The organism is Lentibacillus halodurans (assembly GCF_900112045.1).
Taxonomy (GTDB): domain Bacteria; phylum Bacillota; class Bacilli; order Bacillales; family Amphibacillaceae; genus Lentibacillus; species Lentibacillus halodurans.
The window spans coordinates 210,132-232,310 of record NZ_FOJW01000001.1; the positions used below are offsets into that span (position 1 = coordinate 210,132).

At 43.5% G+C, this 22,179-nt stretch carries 19 protein-coding genes and 1 pseudogene; 15 read left to right on the plus strand and 5 right to left on the minus strand.

Annotation, left to right across the window (positions count from 1 at the left end; translation table 11 throughout):
• Positions 1-20 precede the first annotated feature (20 nt).
• From lpdA to BM195_RS01145, 6 genes are all read left to right on the plus strand, one after another.
• Positions 21-1,442, plus strand: a complete 1,422-nt coding sequence (gene lpdA, locus BM195_RS01120; RefSeq protein ID WP_090232355.1) for a dihydrolipoyl dehydrogenase — start codon at positions 21-23, stop codon at positions 1,440-1,442.
• A gap of 19 nt (positions 1,443-1,461) precedes the next feature.
• Entirely contained in the window at positions 1,462-2,454 is a 993-nt protein-coding gene (locus BM195_RS01125; protein WP_090232357.1) for a thiamine pyrophosphate-dependent dehydrogenase E1 component subunit alpha, read from the plus strand.
• Between the two features lie 12 nt (positions 2,455-2,466).
• Positions 2,467-3,450 carry an alpha-ketoacid dehydrogenase subunit beta gene (locus tag BM195_RS01130; protein ID WP_090232360.1) on the plus strand — a complete coding sequence of 328 codons (984 nt, stop codon included), beginning with the start codon at positions 2,467-2,469 and terminating at the stop codon, positions 3,448-3,450.
• Positions 3,451-3,484: 34 nt separating this feature from the next.
• A complete protein-coding gene (locus BM195_RS01135; protein ID WP_090232361.1) occupies positions 3,485-4,750 on the plus strand; it encodes a dihydrolipoamide acetyltransferase family protein in 1,266 nt (421 codons plus the stop codon).
• A 187-nt stretch (positions 4,751-4,937) separates the two neighbouring features.
• Complete coding sequence (locus BM195_RS01140) at positions 4,938-5,369, plus strand: BrxA/BrxB family bacilliredoxin (RefSeq protein WP_090232363.1); 432 nt, start codon at positions 4,938-4,940, stop codon at positions 5,367-5,369.
• Between the two features lie 181 nt (positions 5,370-5,550).
• Positions 5,551-6,534, plus strand: coding sequence for an aromatic acid exporter family protein (locus BM195_RS01145; RefSeq protein WP_090232366.1), 984 nt, complete (start codon positions 5,551-5,553; stop codon positions 6,532-6,534).
• A 105-nt stretch (positions 6,535-6,639) separates the two neighbouring features.
• On the opposite strand, the gene prli42 is transcribed toward BM195_RS01145, so the two are convergent.
• Positions 6,640-6,753: a stressosome-associated protein Prli42 gene (prli42, locus tag BM195_RS18180; protein WP_170848111.1), complete on the minus strand. Its 114-nt coding sequence runs from the start codon at positions 6,751-6,753 to the stop codon at positions 6,640-6,642.
• A gap of 115 nt (positions 6,754-6,868) precedes the next feature.
• Between prli42 and BM195_RS01150 the strand changes: the two genes are divergently transcribed.
• The 6 genes from BM195_RS01150 (at position 6,869) to BM195_RS01180 (ending at position 14,708) form a co-directional block, all read left to right on the plus strand.
• The gene (locus BM195_RS01150; RefSeq protein WP_090232369.1) at positions 6,869-8,521 is read left to right on the plus strand and encodes an acyl-CoA mutase large subunit family protein; all 1,653 of its coding nucleotides are present in this window, start codon (positions 6,869-6,871) and stop codon (positions 8,519-8,521) included.
• Between the two features lie 83 nt (positions 8,522-8,604).
• On the plus strand, positions 8,605-9,429 hold the full coding sequence (gene mce, locus BM195_RS01155; RefSeq protein WP_090232371.1) for a methylmalonyl-CoA epimerase: 825 nt from the start codon (positions 8,605-8,607) through the stop codon (positions 9,427-9,429).
• Positions 9,429-10,976, plus strand: a complete 1,548-nt coding sequence (locus tag BM195_RS01160; protein WP_090232374.1) for an acyl-CoA carboxylase subunit beta — start codon at positions 9,429-9,431, stop codon at positions 10,974-10,976. The genes mce and BM195_RS01160 overlap by 1 nt, the downstream gene beginning before the upstream one ends.
• Before the next feature lie 22 nt (positions 10,977-10,998).
• Positions 10,999-12,126, plus strand: a complete 1,128-nt coding sequence (locus BM195_RS01165; protein ID WP_090232376.1) for a M20/M25/M40 family metallo-hydrolase — start codon at positions 10,999-11,001, stop codon at positions 12,124-12,126.
• 417 nt (positions 12,127-12,543) lie between these two features.
• On the plus strand, positions 12,544-13,152 hold the full coding sequence (locus BM195_RS01175; RefSeq protein ID WP_090232381.1) for a dihydrofolate reductase family protein: 609 nt from the start codon (positions 12,544-12,546) through the stop codon (positions 13,150-13,152).
• A 308-nt stretch (positions 13,153-13,460) separates the two neighbouring features.
• Entirely contained in the window at positions 13,461-14,708 is a 1,248-nt protein-coding gene (locus BM195_RS01180; protein WP_090232384.1) for a DNA polymerase IV, read from the plus strand.
• Positions 14,709-14,745: 37 nt separating this feature from the next.
• On the opposite strand, the pseudogene BM195_RS01185 reads toward BM195_RS01180, so the two are convergent.
• The 4 genes and pseudogenes from BM195_RS01185 to BM195_RS01200 form a co-directional block, all read right to left on the minus strand.
• Positions 14,746-16,119 (minus strand): annotated as a pseudogene (locus BM195_RS01185) (aldehyde dehydrogenase).
• Positions 16,120-16,134: 15 nt separating this feature from the next.
• A complete protein-coding gene (gene rnz / locus BM195_RS01190; RefSeq protein WP_090232386.1) occupies positions 16,135-17,058 on the minus strand; it encodes a ribonuclease Z in 924 nt (307 codons plus the stop codon).
• Positions 17,058-18,074, minus strand: coding sequence for an NADPH dehydrogenase NamA (namA, locus tag BM195_RS01195; RefSeq protein ID WP_090232389.1), 1,017 nt, complete (start codon positions 18,072-18,074; stop codon positions 17,058-17,060). The genes rnz and namA overlap by 1 nt, the downstream gene beginning before the upstream one ends.
• Positions 18,075-18,090: 16 nt before the next feature.
• Positions 18,091-18,837, minus strand: a complete 747-nt coding sequence (locus BM195_RS01200; RefSeq protein ID WP_090232391.1) for a glycerophosphodiester phosphodiesterase — start codon at positions 18,835-18,837, stop codon at positions 18,091-18,093.
• 389 nt (positions 18,838-19,226) lie between these two features.
• Between BM195_RS01200 and BM195_RS18455 the strand changes: the two genes are divergently transcribed.
• The 3 genes from BM195_RS18455 (at position 19,227) to BM195_RS01215 (ending at position 22,147) form a co-directional block, all read left to right on the plus strand.
• Complete coding sequence (locus tag BM195_RS18455; protein WP_244535646.1) at positions 19,227-19,421, plus strand: DUF1731 domain-containing protein; 195 nt, start codon at positions 19,227-19,229, stop codon at positions 19,419-19,421.
• A gap of 61 nt (positions 19,422-19,482) precedes the next feature.
• Positions 19,483-21,108, plus strand: a complete 1,626-nt coding sequence (locus BM195_RS01210; protein WP_090232394.1) for a M20/M25/M40 family metallo-hydrolase — start codon at positions 19,483-19,485, stop codon at positions 21,106-21,108.
• Between the two features lie 73 nt (positions 21,109-21,181).
• Entirely contained in the window at positions 21,182-22,147 is a 966-nt protein-coding gene (locus BM195_RS01215) for an MBL fold metallo-hydrolase (RefSeq protein ID WP_090232397.1), read from the plus strand.
• Positions 22,148-22,179 lie beyond the last annotated feature (32 nt).

A 22,179-nucleotide genomic window follows, 5' to 3' on the forward strand; every position in this document is an offset into this window, starting at 1 on the left:
ATAGAGAGGAGCGTGCAATAATGGCGAAAGAATATGATTTAGTCGTTCTCGGAGGAGGGACAGGCGGATATGTGGCAGCAATCCGTGCGTCACAGCTTGATATGCAGGTTGCCGTCGTTGAAAAAGGTGAGCTTGGCGGAACGTGCTTGCATCGGGGCTGTATACCATCCAAATCTCTGCTCCGGAGTGCCGAAGTTTTTAAACAGACAAAAGAAGCCAGTGAATATGGGATAGACACGACCGGTATAACGTTAAATTTTCCAAAAGTGCAAGAGCGGAAAAACCGTATTGTCCAAACACTCCACCAAGGTGTACAGGGGCTGATGAAAAAAGGTAAAATTGATGTATATGAAGGTTTTGGCCGCATACTGGGACCTAGTATTTTCTCCCCAATGCCTGGAACAGTGTCTATTGAATATGAAAATGGTGATGAGAACACGATGCTTGTTCCCAAAAATGTATTGATCGCCACTGGCTCCAAACCAAAGACACTGCCAGACCTTGAAATTGATGGGGAATTTGTGATGAGTTCTGATGAAGCTTTAAATATGGAAGGATTGCCATCGTCCATGATCATTGTGGGCGGAGGTGTCGTCGGTATCGAATGGGCATCGATGCTTGCTGATTTCGGTGTTGACGTGACCGTTGTCGAATATCTTGATCAAATTTTACCAACGGAAGATGAGGCTGTCGCCAAGGAAGTTGAATCGTTATTGGAGAAAAAGGGCATTCATTTTGTCAAAGGAGCAAGCGTACTCCCCGGGACACTGCAAAGAGAAAATGGTGTGACGATAGAGGCTGAAATAGACGGCTCAAATGAAACGTTTGCAGCTGACAAAATGCTCGTTTCTGTCGGGCGTGAAGCAAATACATCCAATATCGGGCTGCATAATACAGATATAGTCGTTGACAGTGGTTTTATTCACACAAATGAATTTTACCGGACGAAGGAATCACACATCTATGCGATCGGGGATGTCATTGGCGGCATGCAGCTTGCCCATGTTGCTTCACATGAAGGGATTGTGGCTGTAGAACATATGGCGGATCAAAACCCGCTTCCACTTGAATATGACAAAATTCCATCGTGTATATATGCCAATCCGGAAGTTGCCAGTGTCGGATTGACCGAAAAACAGGCAACCGAACAAGGATTTGATGTCAAAACCGGGAAATTTCCATTCAAAGCTGTTGGTAAAGCGCTGGTTCATGGAGAATCGGATGGGTTTGTCAAAGTCATAGCCGATCGAAACACCGAAGATTTGCTTGGTGTGCATATGATTGGACCGCATGTCACCGATATGATATCTGAAGCTGGTCTTGCTAAGGTGCTGGACGCAACACCATGGGAAGTTTCACAAAGTATTCATCCGCATCCGTCACTTTCTGAAGTGATGGGTGAAGCAGCAATGGCTGTAGAAGGAAAACAGATTCACGGATAATTAATGGGGAGGGAGTATGATGGCAACAAATCGCCATAATTCATTAGGTTTAACGGACGAACAAGCAGTGGATATATACAGACACATGCTTTTGGCGCGCAAAATTGACGAGCGGATGTGGCTGTTGAATCGCGCCGGAAAAATTCCGTTTGTTATTTCGTGTCAGGGACAGGAAGCCTCACAAGTAGGCGCTTCATTCGCCCTGGATCGAAGCAAAGATTATGTCGCACCGTATTATCGGGATATGGGTGTCGTTCTTTCATTCGGCATGACGGCAAAAGAATTGATGCTTTCGGCGTTTGCTAAAGCGGAAGACCCTAATTCAGGAGGGCGGCAAATGCCAAGTCATTTCGGTCAGAAGAAAAACCGAATTTTAAGCCAGTCCTCACCGGTAACAACCCAGCTTCCGCATGCAGTTGGGGTAGCCCTGGCTGCCAAAATGGAAAAGAAAGATTTTGCATCGTTCGTTTCGCTCGGTGAAGGTTCATCAAATCAAGGTGATTTTCATGAGGGGCTGAATTTCGCCGGTGTCCATCATTTACCTGTCATCACAATGGTCGAAAACAATAAATATGCGATTTCGGTTCCGCTGGATAAACAAATTGCCAGCGACAATGTCTCCGATCGTGCACAAAGTTATGGCATGCCGGGGGTAACCGTTGATGGCAACGATCCGCTGGCAGTATACCAAGAAGTTAAAAAGGCGAGGGAACGTGCCATGAATGGTGAAGGTCCAACTTTGATAGAGGCAGTATCGTACAGGTTTACGGCACATTCAAGTGATGATGACGATCGTCAATACCGTGAGAGTTCTGAAGTAGAGGAAGCTAAGAAAAAAGATGCGATTATTTCGTTTGCAGCTTATTTAAAGGAAGCGGGAATTATGACGGACGATGCGGAACAGGAAATCAGCAATGAAATAGACAATATGGTTAACGAGGCGACCGATTACGCGGAAAGTGCTCCTTATCCTGAACCGGAATCTGCGCTTCAATACGTATATGAAGAGTAGGGGGGAAATCGAATGCCAGTAATGTCGTATATTCAGGCAGTGACAGCTGCTTTACAGGAAGAGATGCAGCGTGATGAAAAAGTATTCGTTTTAGGGGAAGATGTTGGCAAAAAAGGTGGCGTATTCGGTGCCACCAAGGGGTTACATGATGAATTTGGCGAATATCGTGTGCTTGATACCCCTCTTGCGGAATCTGCTATTGCAGGGGTCGGCATTGGAGCAGCCATGTATGGTATGCGGCCAGTCGCTGAAATGCAGTTTGCTGATTTTATCATGCCTGCTGTCAACCAGATCATTTCAGAGGCAGCCAAAATGCGTTATCGCTCCAATAACGACTGGAACGTACCGATGACTATCCGAGCTCCATACGGTGGCGGCGTACACGGGGCGTTATATCATTCACAATCTGTTGAATCAGTGTTTGCCAACCAGCCTGGACTGAAGATTGTTATACCATCGACACCATATGACGTAAAAGGTCTTTTGAAAGCTTCCATTCGTGATAATGATCCAGTGCTGTTTTTTGAGCATAAACGGGCCTATCGCTTGCTGAAAAGTGATGTTCCGGAAGATGATTATGTGCTTCCAATCGGAAAGGCAGATGTGAAACGAGAAGGTTCTGATGTCACTGTTATCACGTATGGCTTGTCTGTTCATTTTGCGCTTCAGGCAGCTGAAAAATTGGAGGAAGAAGGAATAGACACGCATATTCTTGATTTGCGGACTGTATACCCGCTGGATCAGGAAGCGATCATTGAAGCAGCTCAGAAGACCGGAAAAATTCTGCTGATTACCGAAGATAATAAAGAGGGCAGTATAATTGGAGAAGTGGCAGCTATTATTGCTGAAAATTGCCTGTTTGAACTGGATTCCCCGATCCAGCGTCTTGCTGGTCCTGAGATACCAGCAATGCCATTTTCACCAACGATGGAAAAATACTTTATGATTAATCCTGATAAAGTCGAAAATGCTATTCGTGACCTGGCGGAATTTTAAGATTAAATGAACAACAATTAAAGGAGGGGGAAAGATGGCAACTGAAAAAATCAACATGCCGCAGCTTGGAGAAAGTGTCACAGAAGGCACGATCAGCTCCTGGCTTGTCGGTGCAGGGGACAAAATCAAAAAATATGATCCGATTGCGGAAGTCATGACCGACAAAGTCAATGCCGAGGTTCCGTCTTCGTTTACAGGGGTTATCAAGGAACTTGTAGCGCAGGAAGGAGATACCATCCAGGTTGGCGATCTCATGTGCTATATCAATATAGAGAACAGTTCATCAGATAGTGAAGGTGAATCCGCGCCATCCGAACAAATTGAAGAAAAACAGACTACAGCCAGGAAAGAAGCTGCAGGAGAACAGTCCATGAAAAGACGTTACTCACCCGCTGTATTAAAGCTTGCACAGGAACATGACATTGATTTGGAGCAGGTTAACGGCACAGGACAGGGAGGACGGATCACAAGAAAAGATATCGAAACATTAATCGTCTCCGGAGACAAATCGGTTAGAACCACCCCGCAAAGTAATATAGAAGCTCCCGGGATTCAACCTTCAACGTCACCGCAGCCTGAGCAGCAAGCATCAGCAAAATCGGGTGGTACTGAAATTCCGGTTACCGGTGTACGGAAGGCAATTGCACAAAACATGGTGCGGTCGACACAGGAGATACCACATGCGTGGATGGCCGTTGAAGCAGATGTTACGGATTTGGTCAGTTACCGTAATCAGATTAAGAACGAATTTAAACAACAAGAAGGATACAGTCTTACATTCTTTGCATTTTTTGTGAAATCTGTTGCACAGGCACTGAAAGAATTCCCGCAATTGAACAGCACATGGGCTGAGGATAAAATTATTCAGCATCAGGACATTAATCTATCCATTGCCGTAGCAAAACACCAGGAGCTTTTTGTACCGGTTATTAAAAACGCAGATGAAAAAAGTATTAAAGGTATCGCAAGAGAAATTAACGATCTGGCAATGCGGGCACGCAGCGGAAAGTTAACTTCAGATGATATGCAGGGGGGAACATTTACGGTTAATAATACCGGATCTTTTGGTTCTGTTCAGTCAATGGGTGTCATCAATCATCCACAGGCTGCCATTTTACAGGTCGAATCAATTGTAAAACGGCCGGTCATTATTAACGATATGTTTGCTGCCCGTGACATGGTAAACTTATGTTTATCCCTTGACCACAGAGTATTGGATGGATTGATTGCCGGACAGTTTTTGGCAAGGGTAAAGGAAATGGTGGAACATACCAATGCAAATACAACCAATATCTATTAAAACTCGGACTTAGCCCCTCCTTAATAGGAGTCATGTTGGGCAGAGGAGAATCAGCTGATTTTTAAAAGGGGTTCATAAGATATCCTGTTTTGGAACAGAAGTTATCTGAATTGAATTCTCCAAATAAAATTGATAACCTAGTGATAGGCAATGCCAATTTATAATTTAAAAGGGGATGGATGTTCATATGGATTTTAATCTGTTCATGAACGATGTCGTAAATGCTGCTCGGGAAGACGTACGGGAAGCTGGATATGAAGAGTTAACGACACCTGAGTCTGTTAATGAAGCATTGAACCGTGAAGGCTCCACATTAGTTATGATTAACTCGACATGCGGCTGTGCCGGTGGTGTTGCACGTCCCGCTGCAGCTAATGCGATTCATTATGATAAACGGCCTGATCATCTCGTCACAGTATTTGCCGGACAAGACCGTGAAGCTACTGAGAAGGCGAGAGAGTACTTTGAAGGCTACCCACCTTCATCACCTTCTTTTGCATTTATGCAGGACGGGAAAATCGTTACAATGCTTGAACGCTCTGACATAGAAGGCTACAGTGCAATGGATGTAGTCGACAAGCTGCAAAACGTGTTTGATGAACATTGTAAAGAAATGTAAACATCATGAGGTTATCAGATGAGGCTGTCTCAAACAAAACGGGTCAGCCTCATTTTGTTCTAACGTCAGAAAATATAGATGATGGTTTCATACAAGAAAAACTTCAGTATTCGCTATATTGGTGAAGCTTTGAGTTTTTCTAAAATGCATGAGTCGTATAACTTTCTAAGGAGAATTTGATGTGAAAATTGGTTCCCGTACCATTAAGACAGCTATAGGAACACCGATTTCCATTTCAATTGCACAGGTTTTGGGTTTGACGAATTTCGTTTCTGCAGGTATATTAACAATTCTTTGCATCCAGCCTTCACGAAAACGATCTGTACTGAGTGCATGGCATCGTTTTTTGGCTTGTGCCGTTGCAGCTATATTCTCAGTCATATTTTTCGAATTGATCGGGTATCACCCTATTGTTATCGGTTCGATGCTTATTTGTTTCATACCCGTAACGGTGTGGCTGAAGGTTACACCAGGAATTGCTACCAGTTCAGTTATTATTTTAAATTTATATAGCGCCCATAATATTTCATATTCTTTTATAATAGATCAGTTTTTAATCATTATCATTGGAATCGGAACGGCATTACTCGTCAATTTATATATGCCAAGTCTGGACAATCAATTAAAACAAAAACAAGATGAACTGGAAAACCATTTTCAGATCATATTGAATGAAATCGCTTTATACATACGCAATAAAAATGAAAATTGGGACGGAAAAGAATTAAGTATTTGTGAGGATATATTACAAGATGCCATGAATTTGGTATCATTGGATAAGGAAAACCATTTATTGCGAAATAAGCACCCGTATTACGATTATTTCATGATGCGAAATAAACAGCTGGAATTGCTGCAAAAAATGCTTCCATTAGTAAGCAGACTGCCGAACAGGGATTCAATCTCGCTAAAAATTGCCGATTTTTTTGAGAAACTTGGTGACGCCGTGCATCCGGGCAATACGGCAACTCTTTATTTGGATGAATTAGAGCAGCTGCAGAAATCATTTGATCAGGAAGAACTGCCAAAAACGAAGGAAGAGTTTGAAACAAGGGCCAATTTATTCCATCTACTGCATGAAATAGAAGATTATCTGTTGTTGAAGAAAAAGTTTAAAAAAAGTGATGTTACTGGCAAAAAGCGGTTAAAAAAAAGACCGGAATAGCGTGAATTCCAGTCTTTTCAAACTTATTCCAGATACTGAAATGGTTTTTTTCACTGGCTTCTCCCCATCTAAGGTTGTGCACCAGCTCTGGTATTGCAGGAGTCTTTATATGAACATTGACAGGCCCATCGTTAGTGTTGAAAGAATCATTGCCAGAATCATAATATATATGATGACTTTTATTCTGCGTTCGCGTTTGGATTTTCTTCTTGAAGCCAATTTTATTCCTCCTTCAGTCCTTTTCCTGACTTGTATTTTACCTTTTCTTGCGGAATTGGACAAGTGCGATTAAACGAATCTTTGTCATTAATTGAAAACAGGGGGTTTTGAGTTTATGAGTGATCATGCATTTCCATCTAACAAGGAAAGTTGGGAGTCAGCTGTTGATAGAACATTAAAGCGGTTCCCGGAACGTAAAGCGTCTTTCACAACGTCGTCTGATTTGGAAATTGACCGGTTGTATCACCCTGAAGAGAATGAAGCATATGAAGAAAAACTGGGTTATCCGGGTGAATACCCATACACCCGCGGAATTCAGCCGACCATGTACCGGAGCAGATTATGGACAATGCGGCAGTACGCAGGGTTTGGTTCAGCTTCGGAAACGAATAAACGGTTTCGCTATTTGCTTGAGGAGGGACAGACGGGTTTATCCGTTGCATTCGATCTTCCGACACAAATCGGCTATGACTCCGATGATATCATGGCAGAAGGTGAAGTCGGCAAAGTTGGGGTTGCCATCGACTCACTGCACGATATGGAACAACTGCTTGATGAGATCCCGCTTGATAAAGTCAGTACGTCGATGACGATCAACGCTCCGGCATCTGTTTTACTCTGTATGTATCTTGCTGTCGGGGAAAAGCAGGGCGTACCATTAGAGGAACTTACGGGTACCATCCAAAACGATATTCTAAAAGAATATATCGCCAGAGGCACATATATTTATCCACCAAAACCTTCGATGCGCCTAATTACAAATATATTTGAGTATTGTCAGCAGTATGTACCGAAATTCAATACGATCAGCATTTCAGGATATCATATTCGTGAAGCAGGTTCAACAGCTGTACAGGAAGTGGCGTTTACCCTTGCCAACGGAATGGCATACGTGGATGCTGCACTGGAGGCAGGACTTGATATTGATACGTTTGCGCCAAGACTGGCATTTTTCTTTAACGCACATAATCACTTTTTTGAAGAAGTAGCCAAATTCCGGGCAGCAAGACGTATCTGGGCACGGATCATGAAGGAACATTATCAGGCGAAAAGTGAGAAAAGCTGGAAATTACGGTTTCATACACAAACTGGGGGATCGACTCTGACTGCTCAGCAGCCTGATAATAACGTTGTCAGAGTTACGATGCAAGCGCTTGCTGCTGTTCTGGGGGGTACCCAAAGTCTGCATACGAATTCCCGGGATGAAGCGTTGTCACTGCCGACTGAGGAATCGGCCCGCATTGCTCTCAGGACACAGCAAATTATTGCGAATGAGAGTGGTGTGGCAGACACAGCAGATCCGTTAGGCGGTTCGTTTTATGTTGAGTCATTAACAGACCGGATTGAGGAAGAAGTGAATAAATATCTGGATCAAATCCATGAGATCGGCGGAGCTGTCAAAGCTGTAGAAGAAGGATTTATGCAACGTGAAATCCAGCGAACAGCTTATGAAACCCAAAAGAAAATTGAAAATGAGGAAGAGATCATCGTTGGTTTAAATCAGTATAAACTAGATGAGGAGGTTAATCCGGATTTATTGAAAGTGGATGAAGCACTTGAAGCGTCACAAATTAAATCGCTGGAAACGACCCGCAAAGAAAGAGATCAGGATGCAGTTGATCGTGCATTAAAAGCATTGCGCGAACAAACAAAGGATTCGAGTGTTAACCTAATACCTTATATTTTACAAGCTGTAAAGGTTTATGCCACTGTCGGTGAAATCTGTCATGTACTTCGTGACGAATTCGGTGAGTATACAGGAATGTAAAACACAAACGTTCAAAAGGTACTAAACATGTGATGTGTCATTTTACCGGACTCTTGATCGTCATCTATAAAGGGGGAAGCGACATGGGGAAAATACGTGTACTAATCGCAAAGCCTGGACTTGATGGGCATGACCGAGGTGCTTTAGTGATTGCCCAGGCTCTGCGTGATCATGGAATGGAAGTCATTTATACGGGACTCAGGCAATCACCGGTGCAAATAGCACAGGCAGCAATTCAGGAGGATGTGGATGTAATCGGGTTATCATCGCTCTCAGGTGCACATAAAACATTATTTCCAAAAGTAATTAAGTCCTTGAAAGAACGGAATGCGTCTGATATCCCGGTAGTCGGCGGCGGCGTTATTCCTGCTGAGGATATACCATATTTGTTGGAAGAAGGTGTGCAAAAAATATTTACAAGCGGTTCGTCAACGGAAGCTCTTGCGGCATACATCAAGCAATTGGTACATCCGAAAGAAGAAAAACTGAAACCACCGGAAAAAATAGCCCATATCGGTATAGCCGTCCGCGGGATTGACCAAGTACTCTCTTTTTATACGGATACCCTTGGACTGGAATTGGAGAGTGTGGAAACAGTTGAGTCAGAAGGAGTGAAAACAGCTTTTCTGAAAATAGGCGAATCCAGGATTGAGTTATTGGAACCGCTTGACAGCGATTCACCAATTCAGCACTTTTTGAATAAAAAGGGTGAAGGAATCCATCATATTGCTCTTGAGGAAGACAAGCTTGATAAACGGCTTCAGCGCATAATATCAGAAGGAATTCCATTAATCAATGAAGAACCCAAACAAGGAGCACATGACAGCCAGATTGCCTTTATCCATCCAAAGGCTGCGAATGGCGTCCTGTTTGAATTGTGTCAGCATCCGGAGGGAAGTGAACAATAATGGATATGTTTGATAAAATCAATGAGTTATACGATAAACGCAGACAGGTTGAGCTTGGCGGCGGTGATGACCGGATTGACAAACAGCATGCCAAAGGAAAACTGACGGCACGTGAACGGATTGATTACTTGCTTGATGATGGTTCGTTTGTTGAATTGAACCCGTTCATTGAGCACCGGGAAACTGATTTTGGCATGAACAATACGCATGCTAACGGCGAAGGAGTTGTGACCGGTTATGGTAAAGTGAATGGACGGGCTGTCTATCTATTTGCCCAGGATTTTACTGTTTACGGCGGTGCCCTTGGTGAAATGCACGGCAAAAAAATTGCTGCTGCAATGGATCTGGCAGCCAAAACAGGAACACCATTTGTCGGCCTGAATGATTCAGGCGGTGCCCGGATACAGGAAGGTGTATCTTCACTGGATGGATATGGCCAGGTATTTTACCGGAATTCAATTTATTCGGGCGTTATTCCGCAAATTTCAGTCATTATGGGCCCGAGTGCAGGTGGGGCGGTTTATTCACCGGCCATTACCGATTTCGTCATCATGGTCGAAAAAACATCCCAAATGTTCATCACCGGGCCAAAAGTGATTGAAACCGTAACCGGTGAGCAAATTTCGTCCGAGGAATTAGGCGGTGCAGATGTACATAATACCAAAAGCGGCAATGCGCATATTAAAGCAGCTAGTGAAGAAGAGGCTCTTGATGCTATCAAAGATCTTGTTGCATACCTGCCAGCCAATAATCAGGAAAAACCGCCATTGAAGCCGTTTGAACTGAATGATGAAAAACGCCCTGATTTAACGGATATTGTCCCGCTTAATGCGACACGGCCGTATGACGTCAAACATGTGATTAAGCAAGTGGTTGATCAGGGGAGTTTTTACGAAATACACAAAGACTTTGCCAAAAATATTGTTGTTGGTCTTGCACGCATCAATGGCCAGACAGTTGGATTTGTCTGTAATCAGCCGAAATATCTTGCCGGCGGTCTTGATATCGATTCAAGTGATAAAGCATCCCGATTTATCCGGTTTTGCGATTCGTTTAACATCCCGCTGGTCACATTTGAAGATGTCACAGGCTTTTTTCCTGGAGTCAAACAAGAGCATGGCGGGATCATCCGGCACGGAGCCAAAATACTTTATGCGTATTCGGAGGCAACGGTTCCCAAAATTACGGTCATAACAAGAAAGGCCTATGGGGGGGCATATGTTGCCCTGAACAGTAAATCAATCGGTGCTGATCTGGTGTATGCCTGGCCAAATGCTGAAATAGCTGTTATGGGGCCTGATGGGGCTGCCAATATTATTTTTGCCAAAGAAATTGCTGAAAGTGAGAACCCGGAAGCAACCCGCCAGGAAAAAATCAGCACATACCGGGAAAAATTTGCAAATCCCTATGTGGCAGCAGGACTTGGGATGATTGATGACGTTATTGACCCACGGGAAACGAGAATCAAGCTTGTACACGGGCTGGAAATGCTCTATCACAAAGATGAAAACAGACCAAAGAAAAAGCACGGCAATATACCATTATAAATGATACCGGAGGATATACACTATGATTTCAATTAATCAAGACAGACTCATTGACGAATTTTTTGAACTGGTTCAAATTGATTCGGAAACTGGTCATGAAACGAAAATTGCAGAAGTGTTAACGAAAAAATTTAAGGATTTAGGTCTGGATGTCATAGAAGACACAAGTAAGGAAGAAACAGGTCATGGCGCCGGCAATTTAATTTGTACGTTGCAAGGGAATAAATCATGGGTGGACCCAATTTATTTTACATCCCACATGGATACGGTCGTGCCTGGGAAGGGGATAAAGCCATCAATCAAAGACGGTTATATCGTTTCCGATGGCACAACGATTTTAGGTGCTGATGATAAAGCGGGGCTGGCAGCCATTTTGGAAACCATTCGCACACTACAGGAAAATGGTGTACAGCATGGGGATATTCAATTTGTCATTACCGTCGGGGAGGAATCCGGTCTGGTTGGTGCCAGATCACTGGATGGCTCACTGTTGAACGCTAAGTATGGTTTTGCGATTGACAGTAATGGAACGGTCGGCGATATCATCACAGCCGCCCCGACACAAGCTAAACTGTTTATGGTTATGAAAGGTAAAACAGCACATGCCGGCGTTGCGCCTGAAAAAGGCGTTTCAGCTATTAGCCTGGCAGCAAAAGCGATTGCCAAAATGCCACTTGGGCGGATTGATGACGAGACGACAGCGAATATCGGCCGGTTTGAAGGCGGAAAACAGACAAATATCGTTACGGATCGGGTCGACATATTGGCTGAAGCTCGCTCGCTTGTTCGTGAAAAATTGGACGAACAGGTTGCCGCAATGAAAGAGGCCTTTGAACGTGTTGCAGAAGAATATGGCGGCAGTGCAGAGGTCGATGTCCGGATCATGTATCCTGGTTTTAAATTGGATACGGATGATAAAGTCGTGGCGGTTGCTCGAAATGCAGCCAACTCGATTGGACGTGACAGCAGCCTGAAAAAAAGCGGCGGTGGCAGTGACGCGAATGTCATTTCTGGTCTGGGCATCCCAACTGTTAATCTGGCTGTCGGTTATGAAGAAATCCATACAACTAATGAACGGATTCCGGTTGACGAACTGGTGAAAATCGCCGAGCTTGTGACGGCGATTGTGCAGAAAGTTGCTGACAGATAAGTAAAACCGGATCAGACTACATGCGTGCCTGGAATATGGACTGACCGGGCACGTTTATTTTGCCTTACAACATATTTTTGTTTATATCTCTGTATCAAAAGGCTGTATTAGATTTATTAACTTTGGTTTTATCTATTAAAGTGGCATTATTATTCATTCCTTTACTTTTATTAAGTTCATAAGATTGCCTATCTATGGAAATTAAAGCTTACATGAAGAGTGAAGAGGTTAAAACGAAGCGCAATTCTGTAATAACAGGGATTGCGCCTCTCTCCTTGAGAATAGGATTAGATTGTGGAGCGAGTATAAATTACCCAAGGATAAATTTTACCGTTTGTCAAAGGGACAATAATACAGCAATCAAGAAGAAATACAATGTTCTTATGTGTAATAACATGAGGCTGAGGAGGTTTTGAAATGAGCAAGGTTATTCTAAATATCTCGATGTCTCTCGATGGATTTATAGCAGGAACTAATGATAGTCAAAAGCAACCTTTAGGGGATCAAGGCGACATTCTGCATGCCTGGATGTTTTCTGGAGAAGAAACTAGCCAGACCAATTCTTTTTTTAAACTTTCAAGCATCGACAAGGATGTTTTCGATTCAGCATCTAAAAAAACCGGTGCTATGATTGTTGGGAGAAGGACTTACGATATCGTGAATGGATGGGGAGGAAGTCACCCATTAGAAAATGTTCCGGTATTTGTACTCACTCAAAGTATCCCAGATACTCCCCCTGAAGGTACTACACCGTTTACTTTTATTACAGACGGAGTGGAACAGGCGGTTAAACAGGCGAAGGAAGTAGCGGGATCTAAGGATGTAAGTGTAGGAACTGCAAGCGTCGCGCAACAGTGTATTGAATTGGGTCAGTTAGATGGCCTGGACCTACACATTGCCCCAGTATTGCTAAACAAAGGTGTACGTTTGTTTGATCAAATTGGAGGGAAGAGTGTAGCGTTGAAATCAACTGAGGTAATCGAAGGAACAGGTGTTATACATGTTAAATACGATGTTTTGAGATGATCTTACCGGCTAAAGCTTGATTCTATCTTTAACCGTTAAAGATATACGGTATCAATTATTCTCTCATTACTAATGTGATTTTTACTTTGTTTAAGAATCGGACTTGATTGTTGAATAACGGCAAACAACTCTATTATCTTAAATTCCAGTGTGATAATTTGGATGAAAATGTAAAATAAAGAACTTTTTTAAAAAAGCCGCATTTCTCAAAGGAAGAATGCGGCATCACGACGTCAGACTTATTTTCACTTAACAATTTAACCGATATGATATAATTAATCCAAATACGTTTAAAAGGATGTCTCACGATGTCGCAATGGTACCCTAAAAAAGGCAGGGTCATCTTTCATGTGGATATGAATTCATTTTATGCTTCCGTTGAAATGGCCTATGATCCAAAACTGAAAGGCAAACCGCTCGCGATTGCAGGCAATCCGGAAGAACGCAAAGGGATTGTTGTCACAAGCAGTTATGAAGCCAGAGCTAAAGGCGTCAAGACAACGATGCAGCTATGGGAAGCGAGAAAGCTGTGTCCGGAGTTAATCGTTCTGCGTCCCAATTTTGACCGCTACCGGACTGCATCGAAAGAAATGTTCCAAATGCTTGCGGATATAACACCCTATGTCCAGCCTGTTTCCATTGATGAAGGGTATATGGATGTAACCGGCACCGAAAAACACGGCAGTCCGATTGAAATTGCGCAAAATCTGCAGCAAAAAATCAGCGATGAACTGGATCTTCCTTGCAGTATCGGTATTGCTCCCAATAAGTTTTTGGCGAAAATGGCTTCAGACATGAAAAAGCCGATGGGCATTACGATTCTACGCAAACGGGATATCAGTGAGAAGCTCTGGCCGCTGAAGATTGAGGAAATGTATGGTGTCGGAAATAAAACAGCGGAAAAACTGCGCAGCATCGATGTTAACACAATTGGTGATCTCGCAAATGGTGATGCCTATCAGCTGAAACAGATATTTGGCATTAACGGGGAACGACTGCAGAATAGAGCGAATGGGGTAGATATGCGACCAGTTGATCCTGATGCGGTACATGAGTTTAAGAGCATCGGCAGTTCTCAAACACTGGCTGAAGATACAACTGATGAAGCAGAAATCCGCAAACTGATACATCAGCTTGCCGAAAATGTGGAACGGCGCATGAAACGGAAACAGGCAGTTGGGCAAAGTGTGCAAATCATGATCAGGTATCATGACCGCAAAACGATTACTCGAAGCAGGAAACTGTCTCATTTTATTGAACAAAAAGCGGACATCCTGTACTTTGCCAATGAATTGTTCCGAAAACACTGGAATCTGGAGCCCATCCGGTTACTGGGGATTACGGTCCAGGATGTTGATAAAAAACGAAACATGGCTAAACAATTGGACTTGTTCACCTATGAGAAAGAAGCCGGGAAAGAAAAATTGTACGAGGCGATTGATGAACTGTCACAGAAGTACGGAAAAAACCCTTTTAAACAACTACGGAATGACGATAGGGAAGAACAGCCGCGGACAAGCTTCCAAAAAGACTTTCTGGATGATTTTAAAAAATAAGCGCCTCTGCAGTCGAAACGCAGGAGCGCTTACATTATTACATCAAACGTTTGACGACAGCTTTGGCAAGTTTGCTACCGGGATACCTGAATGGAATATCGAATTTGGTTGTTTGTTTTAAAATGCTTTTCCGGTGCGAAAATGTTTCAAAGCTATACTTGCCGTGATAGGCGCCCGTGCCACTGTTGCCAATACCACCGAATGGTAGATGCGGATTAGCCAGGTGATAAAGTGTATCATTGATGGAGCCGCCGCCAAAGGATACATTTGTCATGACTTGCTGCTGCTTTCTCTCATTTTCGCCAAAATAATAAAGTGCGAGCGGCTGTTCCATCTGTTTCATTTCTGAAATGACAGCATAAAGCGAGCTAAGCGTCATAACAGGTAAAAGCGGCCCGGAAATTTCCTCCTGCATGACAGCATCATCCCAGGTTACTTCATCCAATATGGTCGGTTCAATGGATAGATTTTCATCATTCCGATTGCCGCCATGAACAACTTCACCATCTGCCAGAAACCTGTTTAGTCTGTCAAAATGTCCCTTGCCGACAATCTTGACGTAGTCCTCATTCCTAAGCGTTTTTTTGCCATAAAAGGATTTAATATGTTTTTTCATGGCTTTGATCAATTTCGGTTTCACTTTTTAATGCACATAAACATAATCCGGCGCAACACACGTTTGACCTGCGTTGGTGAATTTTCCCCAGACAATTCGCTTGGCAGCGAGGTCAAGTTTGGCATCCTGATCAACAATGGCCGGGCTTTTGCCGCCTAACTCTAGGGTGACCGGGGTCAGGTGCTTGCTTGCTTTTTCCATGATAATTTTGCCGACATTTGTGCTGCCAGTGAAAAAGATGTAGTCCCACCGCTGTTCCAATAATTGCTGACTTACTTCCTTGGTACCTTCGACAACTGTAAAATGAGATGCGTCAAATGTTGTCCTTATCATGTCTGCTAGTATAGCAGATGTAGACTGTGTGAATTCTGACGGCTTCAGCACAACCGTATTTCCGGCTGCAATGGCGCCGATCACCGGTGCGATCGCCAAATGCAGCGGGTAATTCCACGGTGCTATAACGAGCGTAATCCCATAAGGTTCTTTTTGGATAAAACTTTTGCTTCCTTTGTGCGTCACCGGAGTTTCCGTCTTTTCCGGTTTCATCCAGCTTTTCAGGTGCTTCAGGGCAAAATCAATTTCGGTATGCAAAAATCCTAATTCAGTTGTGAACGCCTCATACTCTGATTTATTCAAATCATTTTTCAACGCACGATAGATTTCTTTTTCGTATTTGTTCAGCATGTTTTTCAATGATACTAACTGCCGCTTTCGAAACGCATAGTACGGCGTTTCACCGGTGTGGAAAAACGCACGCTGCCGATTGACAAGTGTTTCCATTTCAGCCTTCCCCATATATCAAACGCCTCCCTATTCGGATTCAATCGTCACCTGATAAAAGTCGTTTGCCAGTTCTGTATTCGGAAAAATGTCCCGGGCTTCATCAAGCAGCTGCTGATCGTCTCCTTGCTGATAGCGTGATGAAATATGCGTTAAGATGAGTTTTCCGACACTGGCTTCGTTGGCGAGTGCTGCTGCCTGTTTCGTTGTTGAATGAAAATAGGCATTTGCAAGGTTTGCCTTTTCCTGGCCGAATGTGGCTTCATGCACCAGGACATCGGAACCTGCAACAAATGACCGATCGTTATCCGAAGCACGTGTATCGCCCATGATCGTTATGATCCGTCCTTGTTTATCAGGTCCGATAAACTGCTCACGGTGAATGATACGGCCGTCATCTGTCCGGACAACATGATTTTCCTTGATTTGCTGGTAAATCGGACCTGGCTCAATTCCGGCATCATTCAATTTATTAACGAGCAGTTTTCCGGGTTTATCCTTTTCGGTGATACGAAAACCAAAGCTCGGAATCCCGTGATCCAGTCGTTTGCAGGAAACACTGAACTGATCATCTTCAAATAACGCACCTTCCGTAAATTCGACAATGGAAAGGGGATAGGCAAGGGTTGTTCCGCTGACGGCCAGGCTTGTTTCAATATAGTCTTGAATGCCTTCAGGTCCGTAGATGGTTAAAAGCCCCTCACCTCCTTGAAACGATCTGCTGCTCAGCAACCCCGGCAGTCCGAAAATATGATCCCCATGCATATGGGTAATAAAAATTTTCGTGATTTTACGCGGTTTGATGCTCGTGCGTAAAATTTGGTGCTGGGTCGCTTCACCGCAGTCAAACAACCAGATACTGTTTTGTTCCTGGAGCAGTTTCAAAGCGATCGCGGATACATTCCGTTCTTTGGAGGGGACACCGGAACCGGTCCCGAGAAAGACAAGTTCCATTATCTCCAGCCCCGTTCATACTGTTTTGGTGCAGGGAGGGAGGCATTTAATTCATCGGCCGCGGCTTTGGCCCAATACGGATTCCGCAGCAGGGCACGTCCGATAAACACAAGATCGGCGCGGTTATTTTGCAGGATTTCCTCAGCCTGTAGTCCTGTTGTAATCAGGCCGACTGCACCGGTGGCAATCGATGCTTCCTGTTTGATCCTTTCACAGCGTTTCACCTGATAGCCCGGATATGGCTTAATGGAAGCAGGAACAACCCCGCCTGAGCTGCAATCAATCAGTTCAATGCCTTGTTGTTTCATCTGTGTGGCAAAATAAATGATGTCGTCTAGTGTATTGCCGCCCTCAGCATATTCATCGGTAGATATGCGGACGAAAAGCGGCCCGTTCCATACAGTCTGGACTGCTTCGATCACCTGTGACAGAAAACGGTAACGATTCTCCGTACTGCCGCCATATTCATCATCGCGCTTATTTGTCAGCGGTGACAGAAATTGATTGATTAAATAGCCATGGGCACCGTGAATTTCAATGATGTCGAAATCGGCTTCCTTGGCACGTCTTGCACCTTCTTTGAATGCCTTAATCGCATTATTGATGTCTGCTGCTGTCATGCCGGTCGGTGTTTTCAACGATTCATTGAACGCAAGTGGTGAAGGTGCATAGATATCTGAATTAAGCTCTGCTTTTCGGCCAGCGTGAGCGAGTTGAATGCCGGTTTTTGCACCATAACTGTGAAGCTGTTCGTTTAATTGTTTTAAACCTTCAATATGGTTGTCATCCCAGATACCTAAATCTTCATGGGAAATACGCCCCTCTGGCATGACAGCGGTTGCTTCAGTCATGACAAGACCAGCCTGACCGACCGCACGGGAAATATAATGGGTCATGTGGAATGGCGTGATTTTTCCGTCCTGTGCCATACAGGAATACATACACATCGGCGACATAACGATTCGATTTTTAAGCTGAACATTGTCAAATTTGATTGGTGTCAATAATTTCGTCATTCTGATTCCTCCTGATTTATGTTATAGATTGATCGTTCAATTGATTTCGGCATCGGACTGCCATTTCCGGGACATCGGTGAAAATTCCATTACATCCCATCGAAAATGAGCGCAGCATATGTTGGGGCTTATTGACAGTAAACACACGGATTGCTATATTTTCCTGATGACATTGGTCAACAAGCAATTGATTGAGCAGCCGGTATTTAATGTGTATTGCATTGGCACCCAAATCCTTGGCAGCTGTTACAATATTTTTGTATCGCTTCGATGTTAATAAGGCTACCCCAATAGTTCGGTTTAAATATTTAAGCCTTCTTACACTGGTTGGATTAAATGTTGATAGTGTAGTACGATGTAATAGATGATAATCTAATATCCGGTCATAAACGATATGTTCCAATTGGTTATAATCTATATTATTATTTTTCAGTTCAATATTTAAATATAATGGCTTATCCTGAATCCACTCAAGAAATTCCTCCAATGAAATAATTCGGGATCGGGCAAATTCTGGAGAGAACCAGGAACCTGCATTAAGCTCTTGCAATTGGCCGAGCGTGTAATCTTTTATGTAGCCGGCACCATTCGTTGTCCGATTGATCCGTTCATCATGCATTAACACCGGAATGTGATCTTTTGTCAAATGGACATCCGTTTCGATTCCATCCGCTCCTTGCTCATAAGCGAGATGAAAGGCGGCCATCGTATTTTCCGGTGCATCTTTGCTGGCACCCCGATGCGCAAATATGTTCGCATGCAATAAACTCACCTCTCGTTTGATTGTGTTTTATTTTTTGGGAGAAGTCAATGAAAATGAAAAGTTCTACTTACATGTTAACAAAGGTGCGTTAATCATGATCACATTTTTAAATTATTTTGATTAGATGACCAAATGGTACTGTCTTATCACGCTGGAGCACAGATCGGGTCTGATAACTTGAAAAAGAAAGTTGTTATAGCCGGTTGAACAGGTTTTATCAGAAAGTATTTTAAGGATCGATTCAATGATCTCGGTTATAAGGAACACAAAAATTTAGCTGGATCCATATTGAAGATTTATTTCAAATTGTGCTTTGCTTAAAAGACAGAGATGATCTTGGTGGTGTATTTAATTGTTCGGCGCCCAACCCCGTGAGTAACCAGGTGCTAATGAAATTATTGCGGACTGAAAAGAATATACCGTTTGGTTTACCTTCACCGGAATGGTTGCTGGAAATAGGAGCGATGATCATCAGGACGGAAACGAAATTGGTGCTGAAAAGCCGCTGGATTATTCCGGATAGACTGGAAAAAGAGAGTTACACGTTTACCTTTAACACCTTCAACAGACTTTGCAAGATATAATACAATAAATAGTTGTTTAAATAGAATGATAATAGATTCATAATGTTAAAAGGAGGATCCTATGAAAACCTGGCAGACGAAAGAGCAATTAATTGATTTATTATCCTCGCTTGTCAACCACCAGAGTATCACCGGGAGCAATGCCGAAATTGCGCTGGCAGAGTATTTGCAGCATTTACTGGCACAAAAACCTTACTTTCAGGAAAACCCGGATCATTTGCAATTGCATCCGCTTGAAGATGGACGCAGGCTTCTGACTGCATTGGTGAAAGGAAATGATTCGTCGGAAACAGTTGTCCTGCTGAGCCATTTTGATGTGGTTGGCGTGGAAGATTACGGTTCACTAAAAAATCTCGCTTTCTATCCCGAAGCATTAACAAAGGAAATGAATGACATAAAAGAACGGCTGCCGGAAGCAGTAAAAGCTGATTTATCATCAGGCGAATGGCTGTTTGGGCGCGGTACGATGGATATGAAGGCTGGTCTTTCGCTGCATTTGTCCATGCTCGAAAAAGCAATGGATGGTGAGTTCAACGGGAACATCCTGCTGTTATCCGTGCCTGATGAAGAAGTGAATTCGCAAGGGATGATGACAGCACTGCCCGTTTTGGAGCAATTGAAAAAAGAGAAGAACTTGACTTACAATGCCTGTTTGAACGGAGAGCCGATGTTCAGCAAGTATCCGGGCGACAGCCATTATTATGTATATACCGGTTCAATTGGAAAAGTTTTGCCCGGTTTTTATTGCTATGGCAAGGAATCACATGTCGGGGAGCCATTTGCCGGTATTAATCCGAACTTAATGACGAGTTTCTTGTCACAGCAGCTTGAGTTGAATGAAGCGTTCATTGAAAAAGTAGATGATGAAGTGACACCACCGCCAGTCAGTTTGATGCAGCGTGATTTAAAGGAAGAATATTCTGTGCAGACACCAAATGCAGCCATTGCGATGTACAATGTGTTGTATTTGAAGCAGACCTTTCGCGAAATAAATGAAAAACTGCTGGCAGGCGCTCATACAGCAGCACGGAATATCGAAAACTATGTACAGCAAAAATCTGACCATTTTGCCAGTGTCGCTGAGGATTTTACGATGCCCGAATTCCGTGTCAATGTCATGATGTATGAGGATTTGTATGCCGAAGCGGTCAAACGCTATGGGGAAGAAGAAGTATCACGACGGCAAAACCTGCTCGTCAGCCAGCGTGATCAGGGGGACCGTGATTTTTCGACCATATTGGTTCAGGAATTGGCTGCCATGTGCAAGGAATTGGCGCCGATGATTGTCCTTTTTTACAGTCCGCCGTTTTATCCGGCCGTTTCATCGTTTGACGATCCGTACATTAAAGGGGTCATGGATCATGCAAAAGCATTTACACAGTCCAAGTATGATCTGGATTTAACAATAGCCGAATTTTTCACAGGACTTTCTGACTTAAGCTTTGTCGGTCCTGTTTCGTCCAAAAGTAAATTGCAGCAGCTAACGACCAATATGCCGTTGCAGAATAATGGGTTCTCGTTCCCGGAAGATGTAATGGAGCAGTTAACCATGCCGGTGTTAAACATCGGACCTTTAGGAAAAGATCCGCATCAATGGACAGAACGACTGGAGTTAACTTATAGCTTTGATTATTTGCCGTCGATACTGACTGAAGCGATTCATCATCTTTTGAGCAAGAATAGCTGACTTTTTTATGCGAAGGGTATATAATAGCAGTCATAAACTGAATCGTTATTCATTTTTGGAGGCTATTAAAATCATGAAAGTACTGGACAAAACAATCAGTCAGTTAACCGTACCAACACCATTTCCGGTCGGTGATACACACGTCTATCTGCTCAAAGGGGATACACTGTCACTGATTGATGCCGGTGTCAAAACAAAAGAAGCATGGGAGGCACTGAAAACCCAGTTGACTGAATTGGGTTATACGCCTCATGATATTGAACAGATTATTTTAACCCATCATCACCCGGATCATATTGGCTTAATTGAAGCGTTTCCCCGTGCTGAAACAATCGCAGCCCATCAAAATGTTGATTTATGGCTAACCCGTGATGAAGCTTTTTTTGCTCAATATGAACAGTTTTTTCAGCAATTTTTTGCTGTTTGCGGCGTACCGGAAGGATTAATGCCAAGCCCCGGTGAACTGCGTGGGACACTGCAATTTGCTGGGAAAGGACGATTGACAGACACATTGGATGAAGGGGATACGCTGCCTGGTCATGACGATTGGCATGTTATCGAAACAAAAGGTCATGCACAGAGCCATTTGTCGTTTCTTCGCACAAGTGATGGGGTATTTATCGGGGGAGACCACTTGCTGCATCATATTTCACCCAATCCATTACTGGAATCACCGGGAGAAAACGACAAGGATCGTCCGAAACCGATGCTGCAATACCGGGCTAACTTGATCAAATGTCAGTCGTTGGGTATTGATATGGTGTATCCCGGACATGGCGACATTTTTTCGGACGTGAATGATGTCATTCCCGTACGCCTGCAAAAACAGGAACAGCGAGCGAATAAAGTGTATCAGCTGTTGCTGGAAAATGCTCAAACACCATATGAACTTTGTGAGCAGATCTTTCCGAAACAATACGAAAAGCAATTAAGTTTAACGATGTCTGAAACGATCGGGCAGCTCGATTATCTTGAAGATGAAGGACTTGTTACAAAGATGCTGGAAGACGATATTTACGTGTATGGTACTGCAAAATAACCATTGAATTTGAAATTGGCGCCATTTGCCGG